The organism is Pseudomonas trivialis, assembly GCF_036864995.1.
Taxonomy (GTDB): domain Bacteria; phylum Pseudomonadota; class Gammaproteobacteria; order Pseudomonadales; family Pseudomonadaceae; genus Aquipseudomonas; species Aquipseudomonas trivialis.
Window position 1 is genome coordinate 3,062,871 of the sequence record NZ_CP142151.1, and the last position, 18,484, is coordinate 3,081,354.

The 18,484-nt window shown below is 62.2% G+C and carries 19 protein-coding genes; 11 read left to right on the forward strand and 8 right to left on the reverse strand.

Going from position 1 to position 18,484, the window contains the following annotated elements:
- Nucleotides 1–113: 113 nt before the first annotated feature.
- Both VRB54_RS13120 and VRB54_RS13125 read left to right on the forward strand, forming a co-directional pair.
- Nucleotides 114–272 carry a hypothetical protein gene (locus tag VRB54_RS13120; protein ID WP_338477541.1) on the forward strand — a complete coding sequence of 53 codons (159 nt, stop codon included), beginning with the start codon at nucleotides 114–116 and terminating at the stop codon, nucleotides 270–272.
- Between the two features lie 205 nt (nucleotides 273–477).
- Nucleotides 478–1,110: a hypothetical protein gene (locus VRB54_RS13125; protein WP_338477542.1), complete on the forward strand. Its 633-nt coding sequence runs from the start codon at nucleotides 478–480 to the stop codon at nucleotides 1,108–1,110.
- A gap of 31 nt (nucleotides 1,111–1,141) precedes the next feature.
- On the opposite strand, the gene VRB54_RS13130 is transcribed toward VRB54_RS13125, so the two are convergent.
- The gene (locus VRB54_RS13130; RefSeq protein ID WP_057008915.1) at nucleotides 1,142–1,636 is read right to left on the reverse strand and encodes an MgtC/SapB family protein; all 495 of its coding nucleotides are present in this window, start codon (nucleotides 1,634–1,636) and stop codon (nucleotides 1,142–1,144) included.
- Nucleotides 1,637–1,772: 136 nt separating this feature from the next.
- Between VRB54_RS13130 and mapR the strand changes: the two genes are divergently transcribed.
- Complete coding sequence (mapR, locus tag VRB54_RS13135; protein ID WP_338477543.1) at nucleotides 1,773–3,182, forward strand: GntR family transcriptional regulator MpaR; 1,410 nt, start codon at nucleotides 1,773–1,775, stop codon at nucleotides 3,180–3,182.
- Here mapR and VRB54_RS13140 read toward each other — a convergent pair.
- Both VRB54_RS13140 and VRB54_RS13145 read right to left on the reverse strand, forming a co-directional pair.
- Nucleotides 3,179–3,925: an SDR family oxidoreductase gene (locus VRB54_RS13140; RefSeq protein ID WP_338477545.1), complete on the reverse strand. Its 747-nt coding sequence runs from the start codon at nucleotides 3,923–3,925 to the stop codon at nucleotides 3,179–3,181. The two genes, mapR and VRB54_RS13140, sit on opposite strands and share 4 nt — an antisense overlap.
- A 54-nt stretch (nucleotides 3,926–3,979) precedes the next feature.
- Nucleotides 3,980–6,076 carry a putative bifunctional diguanylate cyclase/phosphodiesterase gene (locus VRB54_RS13145; protein WP_338477546.1) on the reverse strand — a complete coding sequence of 699 codons (2,097 nt, stop codon included), beginning with the start codon at nucleotides 6,074–6,076 and terminating at the stop codon, nucleotides 3,980–3,982.
- A gap of 417 nt (nucleotides 6,077–6,493) precedes the next feature.
- Here VRB54_RS13145 and VRB54_RS13150 point away from each other — a divergent pair, with 417 nt between their 5' ends.
- The 6 genes from VRB54_RS13150 (at nucleotide 6,494) to VRB54_RS13175 (ending at nucleotide 12,255) form a co-directional block, all read left to right on the forward strand.
- Nucleotides 6,494–7,744 carry a ribonucleotide-diphosphate reductase subunit beta gene (locus tag VRB54_RS13150; protein WP_209982540.1) on the forward strand — a complete coding sequence of 417 codons (1,251 nt, stop codon included), beginning with the start codon at nucleotides 6,494–6,496 and terminating at the stop codon, nucleotides 7,742–7,744.
- Between the two features lie 84 nt (nucleotides 7,745–7,828).
- Complete coding sequence (locus VRB54_RS13155; protein ID WP_338477547.1) at nucleotides 7,829–8,317, forward strand: DUF1289 domain-containing protein; 489 nt, start codon at nucleotides 7,829–7,831, stop codon at nucleotides 8,315–8,317.
- A 63-nt stretch (nucleotides 8,318–8,380) separates the two neighbouring features.
- Entirely contained in the window at nucleotides 8,381–9,301 is a 921-nt protein-coding gene (locus tag VRB54_RS13160) for a class I SAM-dependent methyltransferase (protein WP_338477548.1), read from the forward strand.
- A gap of 150 nt (nucleotides 9,302–9,451) precedes the next feature.
- Nucleotides 9,452–10,168: a phosphatidylcholine synthase gene (gene pcsA, locus VRB54_RS13165; protein WP_003239175.1), complete on the forward strand. Its 717-nt coding sequence runs from the start codon at nucleotides 9,452–9,454 to the stop codon at nucleotides 10,166–10,168.
- Nucleotides 10,169–10,273: 105 nt separating this feature from the next.
- A complete protein-coding gene (locus tag VRB54_RS13170; protein ID WP_338477549.1) occupies nucleotides 10,274–11,092 on the forward strand; it encodes an alpha/beta hydrolase in 819 nt (272 codons plus the stop codon).
- A 164-nt stretch (nucleotides 11,093–11,256) separates the two neighbouring features.
- Nucleotides 11,257–12,255, forward strand: coding sequence for an NAD(P)H-quinone oxidoreductase (locus tag VRB54_RS13175; protein WP_338477550.1), 999 nt, complete (start codon nucleotides 11,257–11,259; stop codon nucleotides 12,253–12,255).
- 256 nt (nucleotides 12,256–12,511) lie between these two features.
- Here VRB54_RS13175 and VRB54_RS13180 read toward each other — a convergent pair whose 3' ends face one another.
- The 3 genes from VRB54_RS13180 to VRB54_RS13190 form a co-directional block, all read right to left on the reverse strand.
- Nucleotides 12,512–13,636, reverse strand: a complete 1,125-nt coding sequence (locus tag VRB54_RS13180; protein WP_338477551.1) for an alkene reductase — start codon at nucleotides 13,634–13,636, stop codon at nucleotides 12,512–12,514.
- Nucleotides 13,637–13,713: 77 nt separating this feature from the next.
- Entirely contained in the window at nucleotides 13,714–14,391 is a 678-nt protein-coding gene (locus VRB54_RS13185) for a type 1 glutamine amidotransferase domain-containing protein (protein ID WP_003239372.1), read from the reverse strand.
- Nucleotides 14,388–15,017 (reverse strand): TetR/AcrR family transcriptional regulator, encoded by a 630-nt coding sequence (locus tag VRB54_RS13190; protein WP_338477552.1) that lies wholly within the window; start codon nucleotides 15,015–15,017, stop codon nucleotides 14,388–14,390. Before VRB54_RS13190 ends, VRB54_RS13185 begins: the two co-directional genes overlap by 4 nt.
- Before the next feature lie 171 nt (nucleotides 15,018–15,188).
- Here VRB54_RS13190 and VRB54_RS13195 point away from each other — a divergent pair, with 171 nt between their 5' ends.
- Complete coding sequence (locus VRB54_RS13195; protein ID WP_338477553.1) at nucleotides 15,189–16,133, forward strand: GlxA family transcriptional regulator; 945 nt, start codon at nucleotides 15,189–15,191, stop codon at nucleotides 16,131–16,133.
- On the opposite strand, the gene VRB54_RS13200 is transcribed toward VRB54_RS13195, so the two are convergent.
- Nucleotides 16,111–16,614 (reverse strand): GNAT family N-acetyltransferase, encoded by a 504-nt coding sequence (locus VRB54_RS13200; RefSeq protein ID WP_338477554.1) that lies wholly within the window; start codon nucleotides 16,612–16,614, stop codon nucleotides 16,111–16,113. The two genes, VRB54_RS13195 and VRB54_RS13200, sit on opposite strands and share 23 nt — an antisense overlap.
- Nucleotides 16,615–16,791: 177 nt before the next feature.
- Here VRB54_RS13200 and VRB54_RS13205 point away from each other — a divergent pair, with 177 nt between their 5' ends.
- Nucleotides 16,792–17,664 carry an undecaprenyl-diphosphate phosphatase gene (locus VRB54_RS13205; RefSeq protein ID WP_209982559.1) on the forward strand — a complete coding sequence of 291 codons (873 nt, stop codon included), beginning with the start codon at nucleotides 16,792–16,794 and terminating at the stop codon, nucleotides 17,662–17,664.
- Here the strand turns inward: VRB54_RS13205 and VRB54_RS13210 are convergent.
- Nucleotides 17,656–18,483, reverse strand: a complete 828-nt coding sequence (locus VRB54_RS13210) for a sugar phosphate isomerase/epimerase (RefSeq protein WP_338477555.1) — start codon at nucleotides 18,481–18,483, stop codon at nucleotides 17,656–17,658. The genes VRB54_RS13205 and VRB54_RS13210 overlap by 9 nt on opposite strands.
- Nucleotide 18,484: the final 1 nt, after the last annotated feature.

An 18,484-nucleotide genomic window follows, 5' to 3' on the forward strand; every position in this document is an offset into this window, starting at 1 on the left:
TCCGAGCCTGTGTGCGAGAGAAAAGTTCAGGCGGATATGCCGCCGCTGGGCGGGAATCAAATCTGCCACGCGGTTGTCCACCGATAGAACTAAGCACAAAGGAGGCCACACCGATGACTATTCCGATTCCGGCAGAAACGCCCGATCCCAATATTGACGATCCAACGTTACCGCCCGTTGAACCGCCGCCGATTCCCGAACAGGAGCCGCCGGAAAACCAGCCGCCACCGGTGAAGGAGCCACCTGGAGGTGAACCGCCAGCGGTTCTTTGAGGCGATCCACGCGGCGTTCGGCATTCGCTTGCGCAGACTACGCAACGGGGTTGCGCAAGCGGACCTTGATCGTGGCAATTTCCCACTCGATAAAAAGGGCTAGTCCTAACTCCAACGAACGTGCGGGTTCTCATACTGATTTTTCGCTCGCCTGAACGTCACGCATCAGGCAAGGCGTAATCCGATCTTTTTATGAGGAATCAGCATGACGACCATCAGTGCACCGACGCCCCTTGCGTTCAACGCACCTCAAACTGGCCCGACCAGCACCCACCCGTTCAAGCAACCCGAGGTATCCACGCCTGCGCCCCACCTGGAGCGACACCTTGAGGAAATAAGCGCCCGTGTGGACCGCAAGACCATTGACCACATGATGCGTAACCTGGATTCGAAAGAGTCAAAGGACTACTTCGAGAAAATCGACGCACTGCTGACCCCGGACAACATCAGGCGCCTGGCAAGCGGCCCCAAGGCGAAATCTCACATCAAGGCGCTTGCCCATATCGAAACCCGTTTTAATAACGGCTCGATCGATAAGGTATCAGCCCCCCTCGAGTGGAAGCATGTCGAGGACTATCGCAAAGCCGTGGAAGCAGAACTGTTCGAGTTGACGATCAGCATGCTCAAAGCTCCGTGGGAGAAGGGCTCTGAGTTGGCTCGCGGTTTCTTCCATAATGAGATCGCTCCCCATATCCTGCACGGAATGCATGACCTACAGTCCAAATGCACGCACCTCAGTGAAATCGCCAAGTTGGTGAAAAACATACTGGAGTCGTTGCAGGATGCGCATCTTCAAGAGCGCGCGCAGGATTTGTCGCGAGGGTATGCGGTCAGGTGAAAGAACCGGACCCGTTGCCTCGAATCGGTGGTCACTCGTCCTTCTCGAACGCGCGCACGATCCGCGGCATCACGCTGAACACCGCCAGGGCCAGCAAGGTACTCAATACTGCTGTGGATTCCCGGCCCAGGCCGGCAGCAACGCCAATCGCGGCGGTCATCCACAGGCCTGCGGCGGTGGTCAGCCCTTTGACGTGTCCCGCGTCCTCATCCTTGCCCTTGATGATGGTGCCCGCGCCCAAAAAGCCAATACCGGCGATCACGCCCTGCACCACGCGGCTCATGGCATCGGCCTGGTTACCGGACATCTGCGGCACCAGCACGAACAATGCGGCGCCCAGCGCCACCAGCATGTGCGTGCGTATCCCCGCCGCCTTGCCCTTGCTCTCGCGCTCAAAACCCAGAATTCCGCCCAGAATGGCCGCCATCAACAGCCGTACGGTCATCTGGGTGACCTGTTTTGCATCGCCAATATCGGCGAATTCGGCCTGCAGGGTCAGCCACGCTTCTTGCCACCATGCGTCCATGGATGCGCTCCTTTGTGATTGTTGGTAAAAGATGGACAGCGGCGACCGCCAGTCAGTTGCCTGGAACGCCAGGACATCGGCGAGCCCGCCCCCACCTTCTGTTCCGTTTACCCACTGAACCTGTTTTTAAGGCCCGATGAAACGCTACGAAAAATTTGCCGATGCCATTGCAGAACTGATCCGCTCCGGCGTGCTCGGGCCTGGCCAACGCGTGCCTTCCGTGCGCTATGCCAGCCAGACCTACGGCGTCAGCCCCTCCACGGTATTCCAGGCTTATTACCTGCTCGAGCGCCGTGGCCTGATCCGCGCGCGGCCGCGCTCGGGTTATTTCGTCAACACCCATGCGCCCAGCCCGCTGGCCGAGCCGGCGACGAGCGAGCCGGCGCGCGACTCCACCGAAGTCGATGTGAGTGAGCTGGTGTTTTCGGTGCTCGACTCCATCAAAGACCCCAATACCGTGCCGTTCGGCTCGGCCTTTCCCAGCCCGCTGCTGTTCCCGTTGCCGCGCCTGGCCCGTTCCCTGGCCCGCGCCGCCCGCGAAATGGACCCGCGCCTGGTGGTCACCGACATGTCACCCGGCAACCCGCAACTGCGCCGGCAGATCGCACTGCGCTACAGCGTCGGCGGACTGGTGGTGCCGATGGAAGAACTGCTGATCACCAACGGCGCCCTGGAAGCGCTCAACCTGTGCCTGCAGGCCGTGACCGAGCCGGGCGATCTGGTCGCCATCGAAGCGCCTGCGTTCTACGCCTGCCTGCAAGTGCTTGAGCGTCTGAAACTCAAGGCCGTGGAAATTCCCGTGCACCCACGCGATGGCATCGACCTGGACGCCCTCGCACAAGCCCTCGCGCGCTACCCGGTCAAGGCCTGCTGGACCATGACCAGCTTTCAGAACCCCATGGGCGCCACCTTGCCGCCGGCCAAAAAGCAGGCATTGGTGGAACTGCTGCGCAGCCACCAGGTGCCGTTGATCGAAGACGATGTGTACGCCGAGTTGTATTACGGGCAACACGCACCGAAACCGGCCAAGGCCTTCGATACCGACGGGCTGGTGATGCACTGCGGCTCATTTGCCAAGAGCCTGGCGCCGGGTTATCGGGTGGGCTGGGTAGCGGCCGGGCGCTATGCGCAGAAGGTCGAGCGCCTCAAGCTGATGACATCGTTGTGCCCGTCGATGCCGGCCCAGGCCGCCATCGCCGATTACCTGCAACACGGCGGTTATGACCGCCACCTGCGCAGACTGCGCTATGCCCTGGAAGAACAGCAACACGCTATGCTGGCCGCCATCGCCCGCCACTTTCCGGCGCAGACCCGCGTCAGCCAGCCCACCGGCGGCTATTTCCTGTGGCTGGAACTGCCGGAGCAGACCGACTCGCTGAAACTCTTCCAACTGGCGCTGGCCCAGGGCATCAGCCTGGCGCCGGGGCCGATCTTCTCGGCGACCCGACGCTTTCGTCACTGTATCCGCTTGAATTACGGCAGCCCCTGGACCGAGGCGTCCGAGACAGCGATGCAGACCCTGGGGCGGCTCGTGCGGTCGCTCTAGCGGCCGCCGCCCAGGTCGATAAAGGTGCCGGTGGCATACGAAGCCTTGTCCGACAGCAACCAGATAATCGCCTCGGCCACTTCATCCGGCCGCCCGCCACGGGCCATGGGAATGCCGGGCTCGAGCTTGCTGACGCGGTCCGGGTCGCCGCTCAGGGCGTGGAAGTCGGTGAAGATGTAGCCGGGGCGCACCGCGTTGACCCGGATGCCCTCGCCCGCCACTTCCCGGGACAGGCCCAGGGTGAAGGTGTCGAGCGCGCCCTTGGAGGCGGCATAGTCGACATACTCGCCGGGCGAGCCCAGTCGCGCCGCCAGCGACGACACGTTGACGATACTGCCACCCTGCCCGCCATGGCGTGGCGACATGCGCAGCAGCGCATGTTTGGCACAGAGGATCGGGCCAAGCACGTTGGTCTTGAGGACCTTGAGAATGCGGAACTCGGACATGTCCTCCACCCGCGACTTGTGCCCCACGGTGCCAGCGTTGTTCACCAGCGCGGTGACACGGCCCAGCTCGGCGTCGACCCGGCTGAACAACGCGCTCACTTCATCTTCGATACTGACATCTGCGCGCACCGCAATCGCCTGCGCGCCCAGGTCGCGCACCTGTTCCAGCACCGCCTGGGCGGCAGTTTCGTCAGACTGGTAGTTGATGCAGATGCGATAACCTTCGCGGGCGGCGAGCAAGGCCGTCTCGGCGCCGATTCCGCGGCTGCCCCCGGTAATGATGACGACTTTGTCCATGCAAGCGATCTCCTGAAATACCCTGATGTTTGCGGTTGGATCCAAGAGTAACCGTCACGCCCGGTATTTGTCAGGCATCACGAATGCCTGCGCACGCTGGATATCGGCCATGAAGCCTGCCGCCGGTAACGGATGGCCGAGCAGGTAGCCTTGCAGGGCGTTGCAGCCCAGCCGCGTGAGAAAATGCTGCTGCGCATCGGTCTCCACGCCTTCGGCGACAATACGCAGGCCCAGTGCCTGCCCCAGCGCAACGATGGCGGACACAATGGCAGCGTCGTCGCTGTCGTGCTCAAGGTCGCGCACAAAACCGCGGTCGATCTTCAGTTCGTTGGCCGGCAGGCGCTTGAGGTACATGAGACTTGAGTAGCCGGTGCCGAAATCGTCGATGGACAAGTCGACACCCATCTGCGAGAGCTGCTGCAATACCGTCATGCTCGCATCGGCATCGCTCATGGCCGTGGTCTCGGTGATTTCCAGGGTCAGGCTGTTGGCCGGCAGCTGGTGACGTGCCAGCGCGGCGGCAACGCTCTTGACCAGCCCGGCATGACCGAACTGCAACGCCGACAGGTTGACCGCGATGCGCCAGTCTTCGTAGCCCTGGGCGTACCACGTGCGCATCTGGCGGCAGGCTTCATTGAGCACCCACTCGCCGATCGGGATGATCAGACCGGTCTTTTCCGCCAGTTCGATAAAACTGGCGGGCAGCAGCAGGCCCTGTTGCGGGTGCTCCCAACGCAGCAGCGCCTCGGCGCCGACCGGCATGCCACTGACCGCGTCGAACTTGGGCTGGTAATACAGTTGAAACTGCTCAAGCTCCAAGGCGTTGCGCAGGTCCTGCAACAGTTGCAGTTGCTTGCGCGCGTTGGTGTTCATCGAGGCTTCAAAGAAGCTGTAGCCGTTCTTGCCCAGGCCCTTGGCGTGATACATGGCGGCGTCGGCGTTCATCAACAATTCCTGAGGGCTGTTGCCATTGCCCGGAAACAGGGCGATGCCGACGCTGGCGGAGATTTTCAGGTCATGCTCGGCCACCTGGAATGCGCGATTGATCAACACCACCTGGCGCTCGGCCAGGCCCAGCGCGTCGGCCGGCTGCATCAGCTGCACCAGCAGCACAAATTCATCGCCGCCGATACGCGCCAGGGTGTCCTGGCTGCGCAGGTCCTCGCGCAGGCGCTGGCCGACTTCGCGCAGCAGCAGGTCACCCAGGTGATGGCCGAACGCATCGTTGACCGGTTTGAAACCGTCCAGGTCAATGAACATCAGCGCAAAGCAACCGCCCTGCTCCCTTACTGCCTGCATCGCCTGCGCTATGCGGTCGGCGAGCAAGGTCCGGTTGGGCAGCCCGGTGAGCATGTCGTGCAGGGCCAGGTGGGTCAGCTCCTGGTTGGCCAGGGTCAGGGAATGGGCGAGCACGGCGGTACGCGCCTGCAGACGAGCGTCCAGCAGCGAGGTGAGCAGCGCAATGATCAGCACCGCCAGCGACGTGACCAGCACCAGATTGTCCAGGCCCCTGCCGCTCAGGCCATTCAAGGCTGCGCCGCAGAAACTGTCGTCGGCAAACCGCGCCGCGGCCATGCCGGTGTAGTGCATGCCGACAATCGCGACGCCCATCACCATGGCCGCACCGCCTCGCGCCAGCCGCACATAAGGGGTATTGCGCCGCAGATTGAACGCAATCCACAGCGCCGCGCCGGACGCTATCACCGCGATCAGCAGCGAGGCACCAAACAGCGTGGGGTCGTAATCGATACCGGGCGTCATGCGCATGGCAGCCATGCCGGTGTAGTGCATGCTGGCAATGCCGGCGCCCATGATCAGCGCGCCGAATGCCAATTGCCAGGCGGGCAGACGCGGCTGGCTGACCAGCCATAACGCAAAGCCGCTGGACAGCACCGCGATCAACAGCGACAGCGCGGTAATGCCCACATCGAAGCCCAGGGCAAACGGCAGGCGCAAAGCCAGCATGCCGATAAAATGCATCGACCACACGCCAACCCCCATCGCCAACGCACCGCCGGCAATCCACAGATAAATGGCGCTGCCCCTGGCCGTGGCAATCCGCCCCGTGAGGTCCAGGGCGGTGTAGGACGCAAGGATGGCAACACACAGGGAAATGGCGATAAGCGCGGGTGAATAACTACCGATCAGCATGGGACTTCTCGCGGGCACCGGTTTGACACGACCGTACCAAGTGGAAAAGCGGCGGATTGTAGCGAGAATAATTCTTGAACAGGCGATTAATTATCAAATCGCCACTATCGGTTTTTTGACGTCAATTGCGCGGCTTTTGCGAAGCACATCCGGCTCCATCCGAGCCACGCAAAACCCACTGTGGGAGCGGGCTTGCTCGCGAAAGCGATGGATCAGTCACAGATCCAGTGACTGGGACTGCGCATTCGCGAGCAAGCCTGCTCGCACATTTCGCAATCCGCGCATGTCATTGACCAGCTGGGTTACACACCATATAGTGTGCCCACTAGCAGGCCAGACCACTACATAGTGTGCAGCATCGGCATTTCTCGACCACACTCTGTGCAGTATTTCAAGCGATCAGGAAGGAATATTTCAATGCTGAGTTGGGATGAAGTCGATAACGAGGACACTGGCGAAGCCGTCATCAGGGGCGCAAACGCGGGCCATGCCAGCGAAGCCAACATGGACCGCCTCGATGGCGCCGGCGCTGCGGCTGCCCTTGAAGCGCGCAACGTGACCGCCAACGACTCTGCCGCGATCATCCGCGCCAAGGCAGCGCTGGACAAACTCGACGTCGCCGAAGGCCTCGCCGAACTCGAAGGCTCCGCCGCCCGCGTCGCCGTTGACGAAAAGCGCATGATCAACTGCCGCGCCGACCTCAACCAGCTCGTGCCTTTCAAATACGACTGGGCCTGGCAAAAGTACCTCGACGGCTGCGCCAACCACTGGATGCCGCAAGAGGTCAACATGACCGCCGACATCGCCCTGTGGAAAACACCCGAAGGTCTCACCGACGACGAGCGCCGCATCGTCATGCGCAACCTCGGCTTCTTCTCCACCGCCGACTCGCTGGTCGCCAACAACCTGGTGCTGGCCGTGTACCGCCTGATCACCAACCCGGAATGCCGCCAGTACATCCTGCGCCAGGCCTTCGAAGAAGCGATCCACACCCACGCGTATCAGTACTGCATTGAATCGTTGGCCATGGATGAAGGTGAAATCTTCAACATGTACCACGAGATTCCATCGGTCGCCAAAAAGGCCGCCTGGGGTTTGAAGTACACCCGCTCGATCTCCGATCCGAAGTTCGAAACCGGCACCGTCGACACCGACAAAGAGCTGCTGCGCAACCTGGTCGCCTATTACTGCGTATTGGAAGGCATCTTCTTCTACTGCGGCTTCACCCAGATCCTGTCCATGGGCCGTCGCAACAAAATGACCGGCGTGGCGGAACAGTTCCAGTACATCCTGCGTGACGAGTCGATGCACCTGAACTTCGGTATCGATGTGATCAACCAGATCAAAATCGAAAACCCGCATTTGTGGGATGCCGAGATGAAGGAAGAAGCGACCCAGATGATTCTGCAGGGGACGCAGCTGGAGATTGAATATGCTCGCGACACCATGCCGCGCGGTGTACTCGGCATGAATGCGGCAATGATGGAGGACTACCTCAAGTTCATTGCAAACCGTCGTCTGTCGCAGATTGGGCTTAAAGAAGAGTATCCAGGCACCACCAACCCGTTCCCGTGGATGAGCGAAATCATGGATTTGAAGAAAGAGAAAAACTTCTTCGAAACCCGCGTGATCGAGTACCAGACTGGCGGCGCGCTGAGCTGGGACTGAATCAACATAGCGCCCAAAAATTGTGGGAGGGGTATGCTCCTTCCCACATGAGCCTGTGTTCTTTAAACGTGTGTACACCCTTTTATGCCCAATCAAACCATCAAAACCCCCTGCGTAGGCCTGTGTTCCACCGTTTACGGTGACCTGGTGTGCCGGGGCTGCAAGCGCTATCACCACGAAGTCATCCAGTGGAATGGCTACAACGCCGATGAAAAACAGGCGGTGTGGCTGCGCCTTGAGCAACTGCTGGTGCAGGTAATGACCAGCAAGCTTGAAGTGTTCGACTCCCAGCGCCTGCGCCAGCAGCTGGAAGACCGCAAGATTCGCTATGTGCCGCATCAATCGCCGTATTGCTGGGCCTACCAGTTGATTGCCCGGGGCGCGCGGGTGATTTCCCGGCTGGATGCCTATGGGCTGGCGTTGTTGCCGGAGTTCCGCGAACGCAGCCTCAGCGAGCTGCGCGATGCGATTGACCGCGAGTTTTTCCTGCTCTCGGAGGCCCATTACGAGCGCTATATCGCGCCGGGGTTTCTTCAGGATGCATTCGGGCCCGCGCTGATCGCCAGCGTCTGAACCGCCCCACTCCCCTCGTCATTGTGTTTAAAATGCGGCCCGCTCAAACGCCGACGCTCACCGATGACCCCAGACGTACTCGCCACCCTGCATGCCCATTTGCTGACCGCCCTGGCCGACGCGCCCACTGAAACGCGGCGCCTGTTCCACGGCCGTGGCCGCTGCTGGCCGGGCCTTGAGCAGTTGACGGTGGACTGGTTGCAAGGCGTGGTGCTGGTGGCGCTGTTCAAGCAGACCGAGCAGCTGGACGCCTTGAAACAGCAGCTGTTGCAGATCGACTGGGCCACCCTGGGCGTGCGCGCTGTCGCCCTGCAACACCGCTACCTGCCGCAAAGCACCACCGAGTGGCTGGTGGGCGACCCTATCGACGAACTGACCATCACCGAAGGCGGCCTGCGCTACCTGATCGACCTCGGTAAAAAGCAGAACAGCGGCCTGTTCCTCGATATGCGCTATGGGCGCAACTGGGTGCGCGAACACGCCCGGGATCAAAGGGTGCTCAACCTGTTTGCCTACACCTGCGGGTTTTCGGTGGCGGCTATCGAAGGCGGCGCGGCCCATGTGGTCAACCTGGACATGGCCCGTGGCGCCCTGAGCCGAGGTCGCGACAACCACCGCCTGAACGGTCACGACCTGGGCAAGGTCACCTTTCTGGGCCACGACCTGTTCAAATCCTGGGCCAAGGTCACTCACAGCGGCCCGTACGAGCTGGTGATCATCGACCCGCCGTCCTTCCAGAAAGGCAGCTTCCTGCTGACCAAGGACTATCAACGCGTGCTGCGCCGCCTGCCGGATCTGCTCACGGCGCAAGGTACGGTGCTGGCCTGCATGAACGATCCGGCGTTTGGCGAAGACTTCCTGATCGACGGCGTCACCCGCGAAGCACCGGGCCTGCGCTTTGTGGAGCGCCTGGAAAACCCGCCGGAATTCCCCGATATCGACCCACAGAGTGGTTTGAAGGCCCTGGTGTTTCGCCAAGGCTGATGCCGAAACGTCCTACGCTTGCTAACCTAAGCGATAGATCGGGGTGGTGAACCTTATTCCCCCATTCCCGGTCGATACCTGCATTCCCCCGGCCAGACTCGACGGCGTCACGTTGTCGGCTGCCCTGTTACACCTTTTGGAGAAACGCCCGTGATCTCGACCCTGCATGTAGCCAGACTCAAAGCCTGGGGCGCCCATGGCTTTACCGCCACCGGCGTGGTCCTGGCCTTCCTGGCCACCCTGGCGCTCCTGGAAAACTCGCCCAAGGCCTGCCTGCTGTGGCTGGGTCTGGCGCTGGTGGTGGACGGCGTCGACGGCTCTCTGGCACGCAAACTCAACGTCAGCACGGTATTGCCCAGCTTTGACGGCTCGGTGCTGGACCTGGTCATCGACTACCTCACCTACGTGTTCATTCCCGCACTGTTTATCTATCGCTACATCGACCTGCCGGAATTTACCCACCTGTTCACCGTGTCGGTGATCCTGGTGTCGTCGCTGTTCTGCTTCTGCAACGTCAACATGAAGAGCAAGGACAATTACTTCGTTGGTTTCCCGGCCGCCTGGAACGTGGTCGCGTTGTGCGTCTACATCATCCAGCCGGACGCCTGGGTGACCCTGACCACCGTGATCGGCCTTGCCCTGCTGACCGTCACCCCGATGAAGTTCCTGCACCCGTTCCGCGTGAAGCGCTTCATGCCGATCAACATTGCGGTCACCACCATCTGGCTGCTGTGCAGTTTCCTGATGGTGGTCGACCATCCCAACACCAACCCGTGGACGTTCGGGCTGTGGTCGCTGATGTCGGCGTACTTCCTCGGGATCTGCGTGTGGCGCACCGGGCTTGAGTGGCTCGAAGCACGGCGCTGAGCCGTTCTTGAGCAACGAAGCACGCCTGTACAAGCCCGGTGCCGGATTTAACGCAATAGTGATGGCGTTTTTTCACTCTGGCTTTAATGCACAAGGGAGTTTCAGATGAGCACATTCGTTGCCAAAGACGGCACCCGGATCTACTTCAAGGACTGGGGCAGCGGCAAGCCCGTGTTGTTCAGCCACGGCTGGCCGCTGGATGCCGACATGTGGGAATACCAGATGGAGTACCTGAGCAGCCGTGGCTACCGCACGATTGCCTTTGACCGTCGCGGCTTCGGGCGCTCCGACCAGCCCTGGACCGGCAACGACTACGACACCTTCGCCGACGATATCGCCCAACTGATCGAGCACCTGGACCTTGCGGACGTGACCCTGGTCGGCTTCTCCATGGGTGGCGGTGACGTGGCGCGCTACATCGCGCGCCATGGCAACGCCCGGGTCGCAGGCCTGGTGCTGCTGGGTGCGGTGACGCCGATCTTCGGCCAGCAGCCGGACTACCCGCAAGGCGTGCCGGCTGAGGTATTCGACGGTATCAAGGCTGGCCTGCTGAAGGACCGTGCGCAATTTATCAGCGACTTCAGCACCGCGTTCTTCGGGATCAACAAGGGCCAGCAGGTTTCCCAGGGCGTGCTGGCGCAAACCCTGCAGATCGCCCTGCTGGCGTCGCTCAAGTCCACCGTCGACTGCGTCACCGCATTCTCGCAAACCGATTTCCGCCCGGATATGGCGACGATCGAGGTGCCGACCCTGGTGATCCATGGCGACGGCGACCAGATCGTGCCGTTCGAGACCACCGGCAAGGTGGCGGCGCAGATGATCAAGGGCGCAGAGCTGAAGGTGTACAAGGACGCCCCCCACGGGTTTGCCGCGACCCATACCCAAAAACTCAATGAAGACCTGTTGGCGTTTCTGCAGCGCTGATCAACCGTTTGCACGCAGCGAACAGCCGATGTGCAAGCTCCCGCTTTCACATCGGCCTGCGGATCCCTGGCTGACGCGCGCGGCCCGTTGCTGGACAATGGTTGGAATCAACCGCCGCAAGCTGCGGTCCCAGTACACACGCTCACTGCAACAGGTATCCCTCCATGACACTGCCGCAAACCATGACCCTGATTGAAATCACCGAATTCGGCGGACCTGACGTGCTCAAGCCACGCCAGGAAGCCGTGCCGACTCCAGGCCCCGGTGACATTCTGATTCGCGTGCACGCCGCCGGCGTCAACCGCCCCGACGCCCTGCAACGCGCCGGCAAATACCCGATGAAACCCGGCATGAGCCCGATCCCCGGTCTGGAAGTGGCCGGTGAAGTGGTGGCGCTGGGCGACGGTGTCACCCAGTACAGCCTCGGCGACAGGGTTTGCGCCCTGACCAACGGTGGCGGTTACGCGCAGTTCTGCACGGTGCCGGCCGGCCAGGCGTTGCCGGTCCCCGAGGGCATGGACTGGATTCAGGCCGCTGCCGTCCCGGAAACCTTCTTTACCGTCTGGGCCAACCTGTTCGGCCTGGGCAATGCCCACACCGGCGAGCGTGTGCTGATCCATGGCGGCACCAGCGGCATCGGCACCACCGCGCTGATGCTGTGCCGCGAGTTCGGCATCCAGGCCTTCGCCACCGCCGGCAGTGCCGACAAGTGCGCGGCCATCGCCAAACTAGGCGCCGAACCGATCAATTACCGCGAGCAGGACTTCGCCGACGTGATCGCCAAGAAAACCGATAATCAGGGCGTGGACGTGATTCTCGACATCATGGGCGCCTCCTACCTCAACAATAACCTCAAGGCCCTGGGCATGGACGGCCACCTGGTGATGCTGGGCTTCCTCGGCGGCGGCAAGGCCAACGACGTCGACCTGCTGACCATCCTCAGCAAGCGCGCAGTGATCACCGGCTCGCTGCTGCGGGCACGCACCGCCGATGAAAAGGCCGCGATTGCCGACCAACTGCGCGAATACGTGTGGCCGGTGCTGGCGGCAGGACGCTGCCTGCCGATCATCGACCAGGTGTTCGACTACACCCAGGCCGACCAGGCCCATGCCCGCATGGAAGGTGGCGACCACATCGGCAAGATCGTGCTGCGAGTGATTTAAACCAGTAAGGGAATCCCGCTGCCCCTGTGGCGAGCGGGCCCCTATGGCAAGCGCGCTACCGTGGCGAGCGGGCTTGCCCCGCGTTGGGGTGCGAAGCAGCCCCAAAACCAGGCTCTGCGCAGGGTCAGGTAAACCGTGTTTTCCTTGATAGGGGGCGCTTCGCACCCCAACGCGGGGCAAGCCCGCTCGCCACAGGAGCCCGCTCGCCACAGGGGCGTGTGATTATCCGGAATGGATCACAGCACAGTGAATTGCGCTACCCGGCGTACGCCGGATAATCCACATAGCCCAATTCAGAACCGCCATACATCCCTTCAGCACGCAACGGGTTCAACGGCCAACCGTTGAACAATCGCTGTGGCAGGTCAGGGTTGGCGATGAATGGCCGGCCGAATGCAATCAGGTCCGCCAGCCCCGCTTCGACCAAACGCGCGCCACGCTCGGCGGTGTAGCGGCCGGCGTAGATGATGCGGCCGCTGAACGCACTGCGCACGGCCTGGCGGAAGCTGTCGGGCAGGTCGGGGGCGTTGTCCCAGTCGGCTTCGGCGATGGACACGTAGGCGATACCCGACTGCTCCAGCACCTTGATCGCTTCGATATAGGTGTGGTGCGGATCTTCTTCCACCAGGCCGATGTAGACACGGTCCTGATCGGTGCCGCTGAACAGCGGTGAAAAACGCACGCCCAGGCGCTCGGGCCCGACCACCTGGCTCACCGCCTCGACCACTTCACGCAGGAACCGCAGGCGATTGTCCAACGAGCCGCCGTACTGGTCGTCACGCTGATTGGAATGCGCCGAGATGAACTGGTTGACCAGGTAACCATTGGCCGAGTGAATCTCCACCCCATCGAAGCCCGCGTCCAGCGCATTGCGAGCGGCCTGGGCGTACTGTCCGACCAACTCGTCGATCTCGAGCAGGTTCAGCGCGCGTGGCACCGGTGGCTGCACCAGGTCGCCAGTACCCGGGCCGGTGGCGATAAACGCCTTGGCCTGTTGCGCCTGAATCGCCGACGGCGCCACCGGAGCCGCACCTTCAGGCTGCAAGGCATTGTGGGACACCCGGCCGACGTGCCACAGCTGGGCAAAGATCACCCCGCCCTCGGCATGCACGGCGTTGGTGACCTTGCGCCATCCTTCGATTTGCGCAGGGCTGTAGATGCCCGGCGTCCAGGCATAACCCTGGCCACGGGGTTCGATCTGTGTGCCTTCGCTGACCATAAAACCGGCGGTGGCCCGCTGACGGTAATACTCGGCCATCAAGTCAGTGGCGATATCACCCGGCTGGGCGCTGCGCTGGCGGGTTAGCGGCGGTAATACCACGCGGTTGTTCAAGAGGTGGTGGCCCAGTTTTACCGGGGTGCTTAAAACGTTGGCAGTCATTGCGATATTCCAAATTCGGGACGAACGAAAACGTTGGCGACTCGTGCGAGTCGCCAGCGATAAAACGGTTAATTGAATTAAGCGGTGAGGTTGAGCAGGGCCTGGGCCACTTCGCTCGAACTGCCGGGGTTCTGCCCGGTGACCAGAAGGCCGTCGACAATCACGAAGGACTGCCAGTCAGCGCCCTTCTCATACTTGCCGCCCAGCTTCTTGAACTCGTCCTCGACCAGGAACGGCACCACGTCGGTCAATTGCACCGCCGCCTCTTCGGAGTTGGAGAACCCGGTGACGCGGCGGCCCTTGATCAACGGCTCGCCATTGACCGCCTTGACGTGACGCAGAGCACCCGGCGCATGGCAGACGAAGCCGATAGGCTTGCCGGCACGCTCGAACGCTTCGATCAGCGCAATCGAGGTGGGCGATTCGGCCAGGTCCCACAGCGGTCCGTGGCCACCTGGGTAGAACACGGTGTCGAAATGGTCCGCGTTGAGCGTGTCCAGCTTCACGGTGTTGGCCAGGGCCTGTTGCGCAGCCGGGTCGGCGGCGAAGCGGCGGGTCTGCTCGGTCTGGGCGTCCGGCTGGTCACTGACCGGGTCCAGCGGCGGCTGGCCACCGGCCGGGGATGCCAGCACCACCTCAACGCCGGCGTCCTTGAACACGTAATACGGGGCTGCAAACTCTTCGAGCCAGAAGCCGGTCTTGCGGCCGGTGTCGCCAAGCTGGTCGTGAGAGGTGAGTACCATTAATACTTTCATTTTCCAGTGCCTCGATCGATGTGGATGTCAGGGTGTGCAGGGCTGCCCAATAACTGCTGGGTCAGCGACAGCGCCTCGGCAAACGGCGCGGCATTACGGGTGATCTTGCTCATGACGCTGGTTCCCAGCCACAGCGCATACAGGCGTCGGGCCAGGCTTTCGGGGGATTGCTCGACAGTCAGCGAACCGTCCTCGACCCCGCCGCGTATCGCTTCGGCGAGTACCTCGATGGTGCGCGAGGTGCCGCGTAGCAGGGCCAATCGCATCGGCTCCGATAGGTCTGACACCTCGGCACCGAGTTTGACGGCCAGGCATTTGCCGGAATCGGTGCAGCCGGTCTGGTTGTCGATCCAGGCCTGCCAGTAGCGCATCAACGTGTTTTGCCGGGACAGGTCGGGCTGGCTGAACAACTGCTGCATGCCCTGCACGTAGTTGTCGAAGTAGGTGTCGAGCAACACCACACCGAAAGCGTCCTTGGAGTTGAAGTAGTGATAAAACGAGCCTTTGGGCACCGCAGCGGCCTGCAGTATTTCGTTCAGGCCCACCGCAGAAAATCCCCTGGCGCCGATCAGCGGTTGCGCGCTGTCGAGAATCACTTGCCGGGCACTTCTGGTGTCGTTGCTCATGCTTGCCTCCCTCCGATTAGACCAGTCGTCTAGTTCGTGAAGCCATGGTAGGCAGCATGGCAGAACCTCACAATGTCAGATCCGCAAGGATTTCGGACATGGGTCGAAGTCGGTTGCCGTTTACCCGGCGCCCGCCGACAATCCCCTTCCCGCGCCCCTTGGAGAATAACGATGCACAGCGTTGCGCTGATGGTTTACCCGAACTTCCAGTCCTTGAGCCTCAGCCTGGGCTCGGTGTTCGAGTGCGCGAACCTGCTGCGCGGCGAGCCGGCCTATGAGTTTCACCTGGTGTCGGAGAGCGGCGGTGCGGTAATGACGTCCCAGGGCTTTTCGGTGAACACCTCGCCCCTTCGGCCAGAGGGTTATGACACGTTGATCGTCAGTGGCTACCTGGAGTTTCGCCTGCCGGAAGCGAACCTGCTGGAGCTGGTCAAGGCCGCGTCCGCGCAGTCGCGCCGGGTGGCGTCGCTGTGCATGGGGATTTTCGTGCTGGCCGAAGCCGGGCTGCTGGAGGGCAAGCGCACCACCACCCACTGGATTCACGCACCAGCGTTTCGCAAGCGCTATCCGCACATCCGCCTGGAAGAAGACAAGCTGTTTGTGGTGGACGGCCAGGTATGGACCGGCGCTGGCATGAGCGCCGGGGTCGACCTGGCCCTGGCCATGGTGGAGAACGATTTGGGCAGCGACCTCGCCCGGCGCATCGCGCGCAAGCTGGTGATCGCCCAGCGCCGCGGCAGCGAGCAATCGCAGTTGTCGGCCCTGCTGGAGCTGGACCCCAAGTCCGACCGCGTGCAACTGGCCTTGGCCTACGCCCGCGAGAACCTCACCCATGACCTGTCGGTGGACGCCCTGGCCGAGGTCGCCCGGCTCAGCCCGCGCCAGTTCAGCCGGGTGTTTCGCGAAGAAACCGGGCAGACGCCGGCCAAGGCCATCGAATCGCTGCGGGTGGAAGCCGCGCGGGCGATGATGGAAACCAGCCGGCACCCGGTTGAGGTGGTGGCCCGCGAAACCGGATTCGGCGACCGCGAGCGCATGCGCCAAGCGTTTCTGCGGGCGTTCGGGCAACCGCCTCAAGCGATGCAGCAGGCCTTCAATGCAGCGCCGCCCGCGTAATCAGGTAAGTCACCAGCTGCGGGTCATCGTCCAGCTCAAGGGTCTGCACCGGGCGCGGCAGGTAATCGAGCACCGCGCGCCAGAACGCCTGTGACACTTCATCCTGGTCATAAAAGCGCACCAGCCAGTTGGCGTCGCCGCTGCACAGCACCTGGGTGGCGATCGCACGGCCGATGCCCCTGCGGCGGTAGCGTTTGAGGATGAACAGGTCGGCCAGCTCCAGGGCATCCAGGCCCAGCTCGCTGCCTTCTATCAGCATGAAGCCGGCAATGCAGCCATCCACCAGCAGCAGGTTGGCGCTCCATTGCGGGTCTTGCCAGTAGCGGGACAAGTGTTCGTCATGGATATAGAAACGGCCATCCGCTTCGACATCCTCCTGCTCCCAGTCCGAGGACTCGTAGGCGTAGTACTGGTACAGATTGCGGATCAACTCGGCTTCTTCAGGGCCGGTCTGGATCAATTCGACGGTGGTTTCAGGCATGGGGCTCTCAGTGAAATAACGCAGGGCGCCATTGTTCACAAAACCTCGCATCAAGCCAATGCCGAGTGAATCCTTTCTGTTGGCTGAACGGAATGCAGATAGCGAGGGCGCCGGCCACTATCCTGAAACATTTGGAATAAACTTCGCCGATTCCCGCGCTTCTCAAGGACATGCCTCGTGACCAACGTTTGTACCGCCGGCCTGGATGTCGGCTTTGCCTCCCTGGATTACCTGCAGATCTTCTTTTTAGGCGTGATTCAGGGCATCACCGAGCTGCTGCCTGTGTCGTCCACCGCCCACATGCGCGTGGTCCCCGCCCTGCTCGGCTGGCAGGATCCGGGCTCGGCGTTTTCGGCGGCCATGCAATTGGCGGCGCTGGCGGCCGTGGTCAGTTACTTCTGGCGCGACGTGCGCCAGGTCACCACCGGCAGCATCGACGCGGTGCGCCGGGGCGACTACAACGACCGCTGGTTCAAGCTGGCGGTGGCGATTGTGCTGGCGACCATCCCGATCTGCATTGCCGGGCTGGTGCTGTCTTCGACCCTGAATGCCTGCAACTCGCCGTTGCGCGGGCTGATGGTGATCGGTTTTTCCTGCGTGGTGATGGCGGTATTGATGGCGGTGGCCGAGCTGCGCGCCCGGCATACCCGCGACGTCAGCCAGATGCGCCTGCGTGATGCGCTGATTGTAGGGGTTGCACAGATTGGCGCGCTGATTCCCGGAGTATCGCGCTCGGGCTCCACGCTGACGGCGGCGCTGTTTCTCAACTTCAAGCGCGAGGAAGCGGCACGTTTCTCCTTCCTGCTGGGCCTGCCCGCCATCGCTCTGGCCGGGTTGAAAGAGCTGTGGGTGTTGCTGCATGCCGACTTGCCCGCGCACGCCTGGCCGCACCTGCTGTTCGGGCTGGTGGTGGCGAGCATTTCGGCGTTTTTTGCGATCTGGGGGCTGATGAAGTTTCTGGAGCGATTCTCCACCTGGCCATTTGTGGTCTACCGGGCGCTGCTGGGCGTCTTTTTGATCGTTGCCGTCAGCACCGGTCTCCTAAGCTGACGTGCTGGTGCAGGTCTGCCATAGCGCCTGCACCAGGGTTTTCAGTTTTAACGCCTCGGCCCAGCGGTCACTGATCTCGCGGCCATCCGCGCAGGTAATCGCATACGGCGGCGGGCCGAGTTCGCAGGTGAAAGACAGGCTCTGCGGCGTCTCGGGCCGGGCCAGCCAGTCTTCAATGCCGTAGCGCCACCAGCCGCTAAAGCGCTCGACCCAGGCCTGGTGCTGGGGAAACTCCAGCGACACTTGCACCTGCTCGCTGCTCGCCACACGGCCATGAAAGCCCCAGCTGTGACGCAGGATCGTGTGGATCTGTTCGTCGTCTTCGGCAACCCCGGGCTCAGGCAATTCGCGTCCGACCACGTAGTGGGACAGGTCGGCCAGCAGTTTCAAATCCGGCATCTGCGCCAGCAGGTCGAGGGTAAACGGCAGGTCATTGGTGAGGCGATAACGATGGGTTTCCAGCAGGATCGGAAAGTCCGCCTGTTCGGCCAGGCGCTGCCAGCCTTCGATCAGCCGGCCCGCCTCGGCCTGGGTGCGCGGTCGCACATCGGCTTGCAGGGTGAGGTGATGACAGCCGTGGCGGCCGATCACATCCAATGCGGCCGCCAGGTCATCCACATTCTGCGGGAACAGCTGGCCTTCGATCTGCAAACCGCGCGCAGCGGTGGCGGCGTGTAAACGGGCGACGCCAGCGGCGGTGCAGTAGTGGTCGGTGACGCCATCAAACCCGGCGGCGGCAATCCGGTCCAGTTGCGCATCGAGCGAGCCGGGTTCGGTTTGCATCGCCCACAGGGATTGGAACACCAGAAGTTGGCGCATG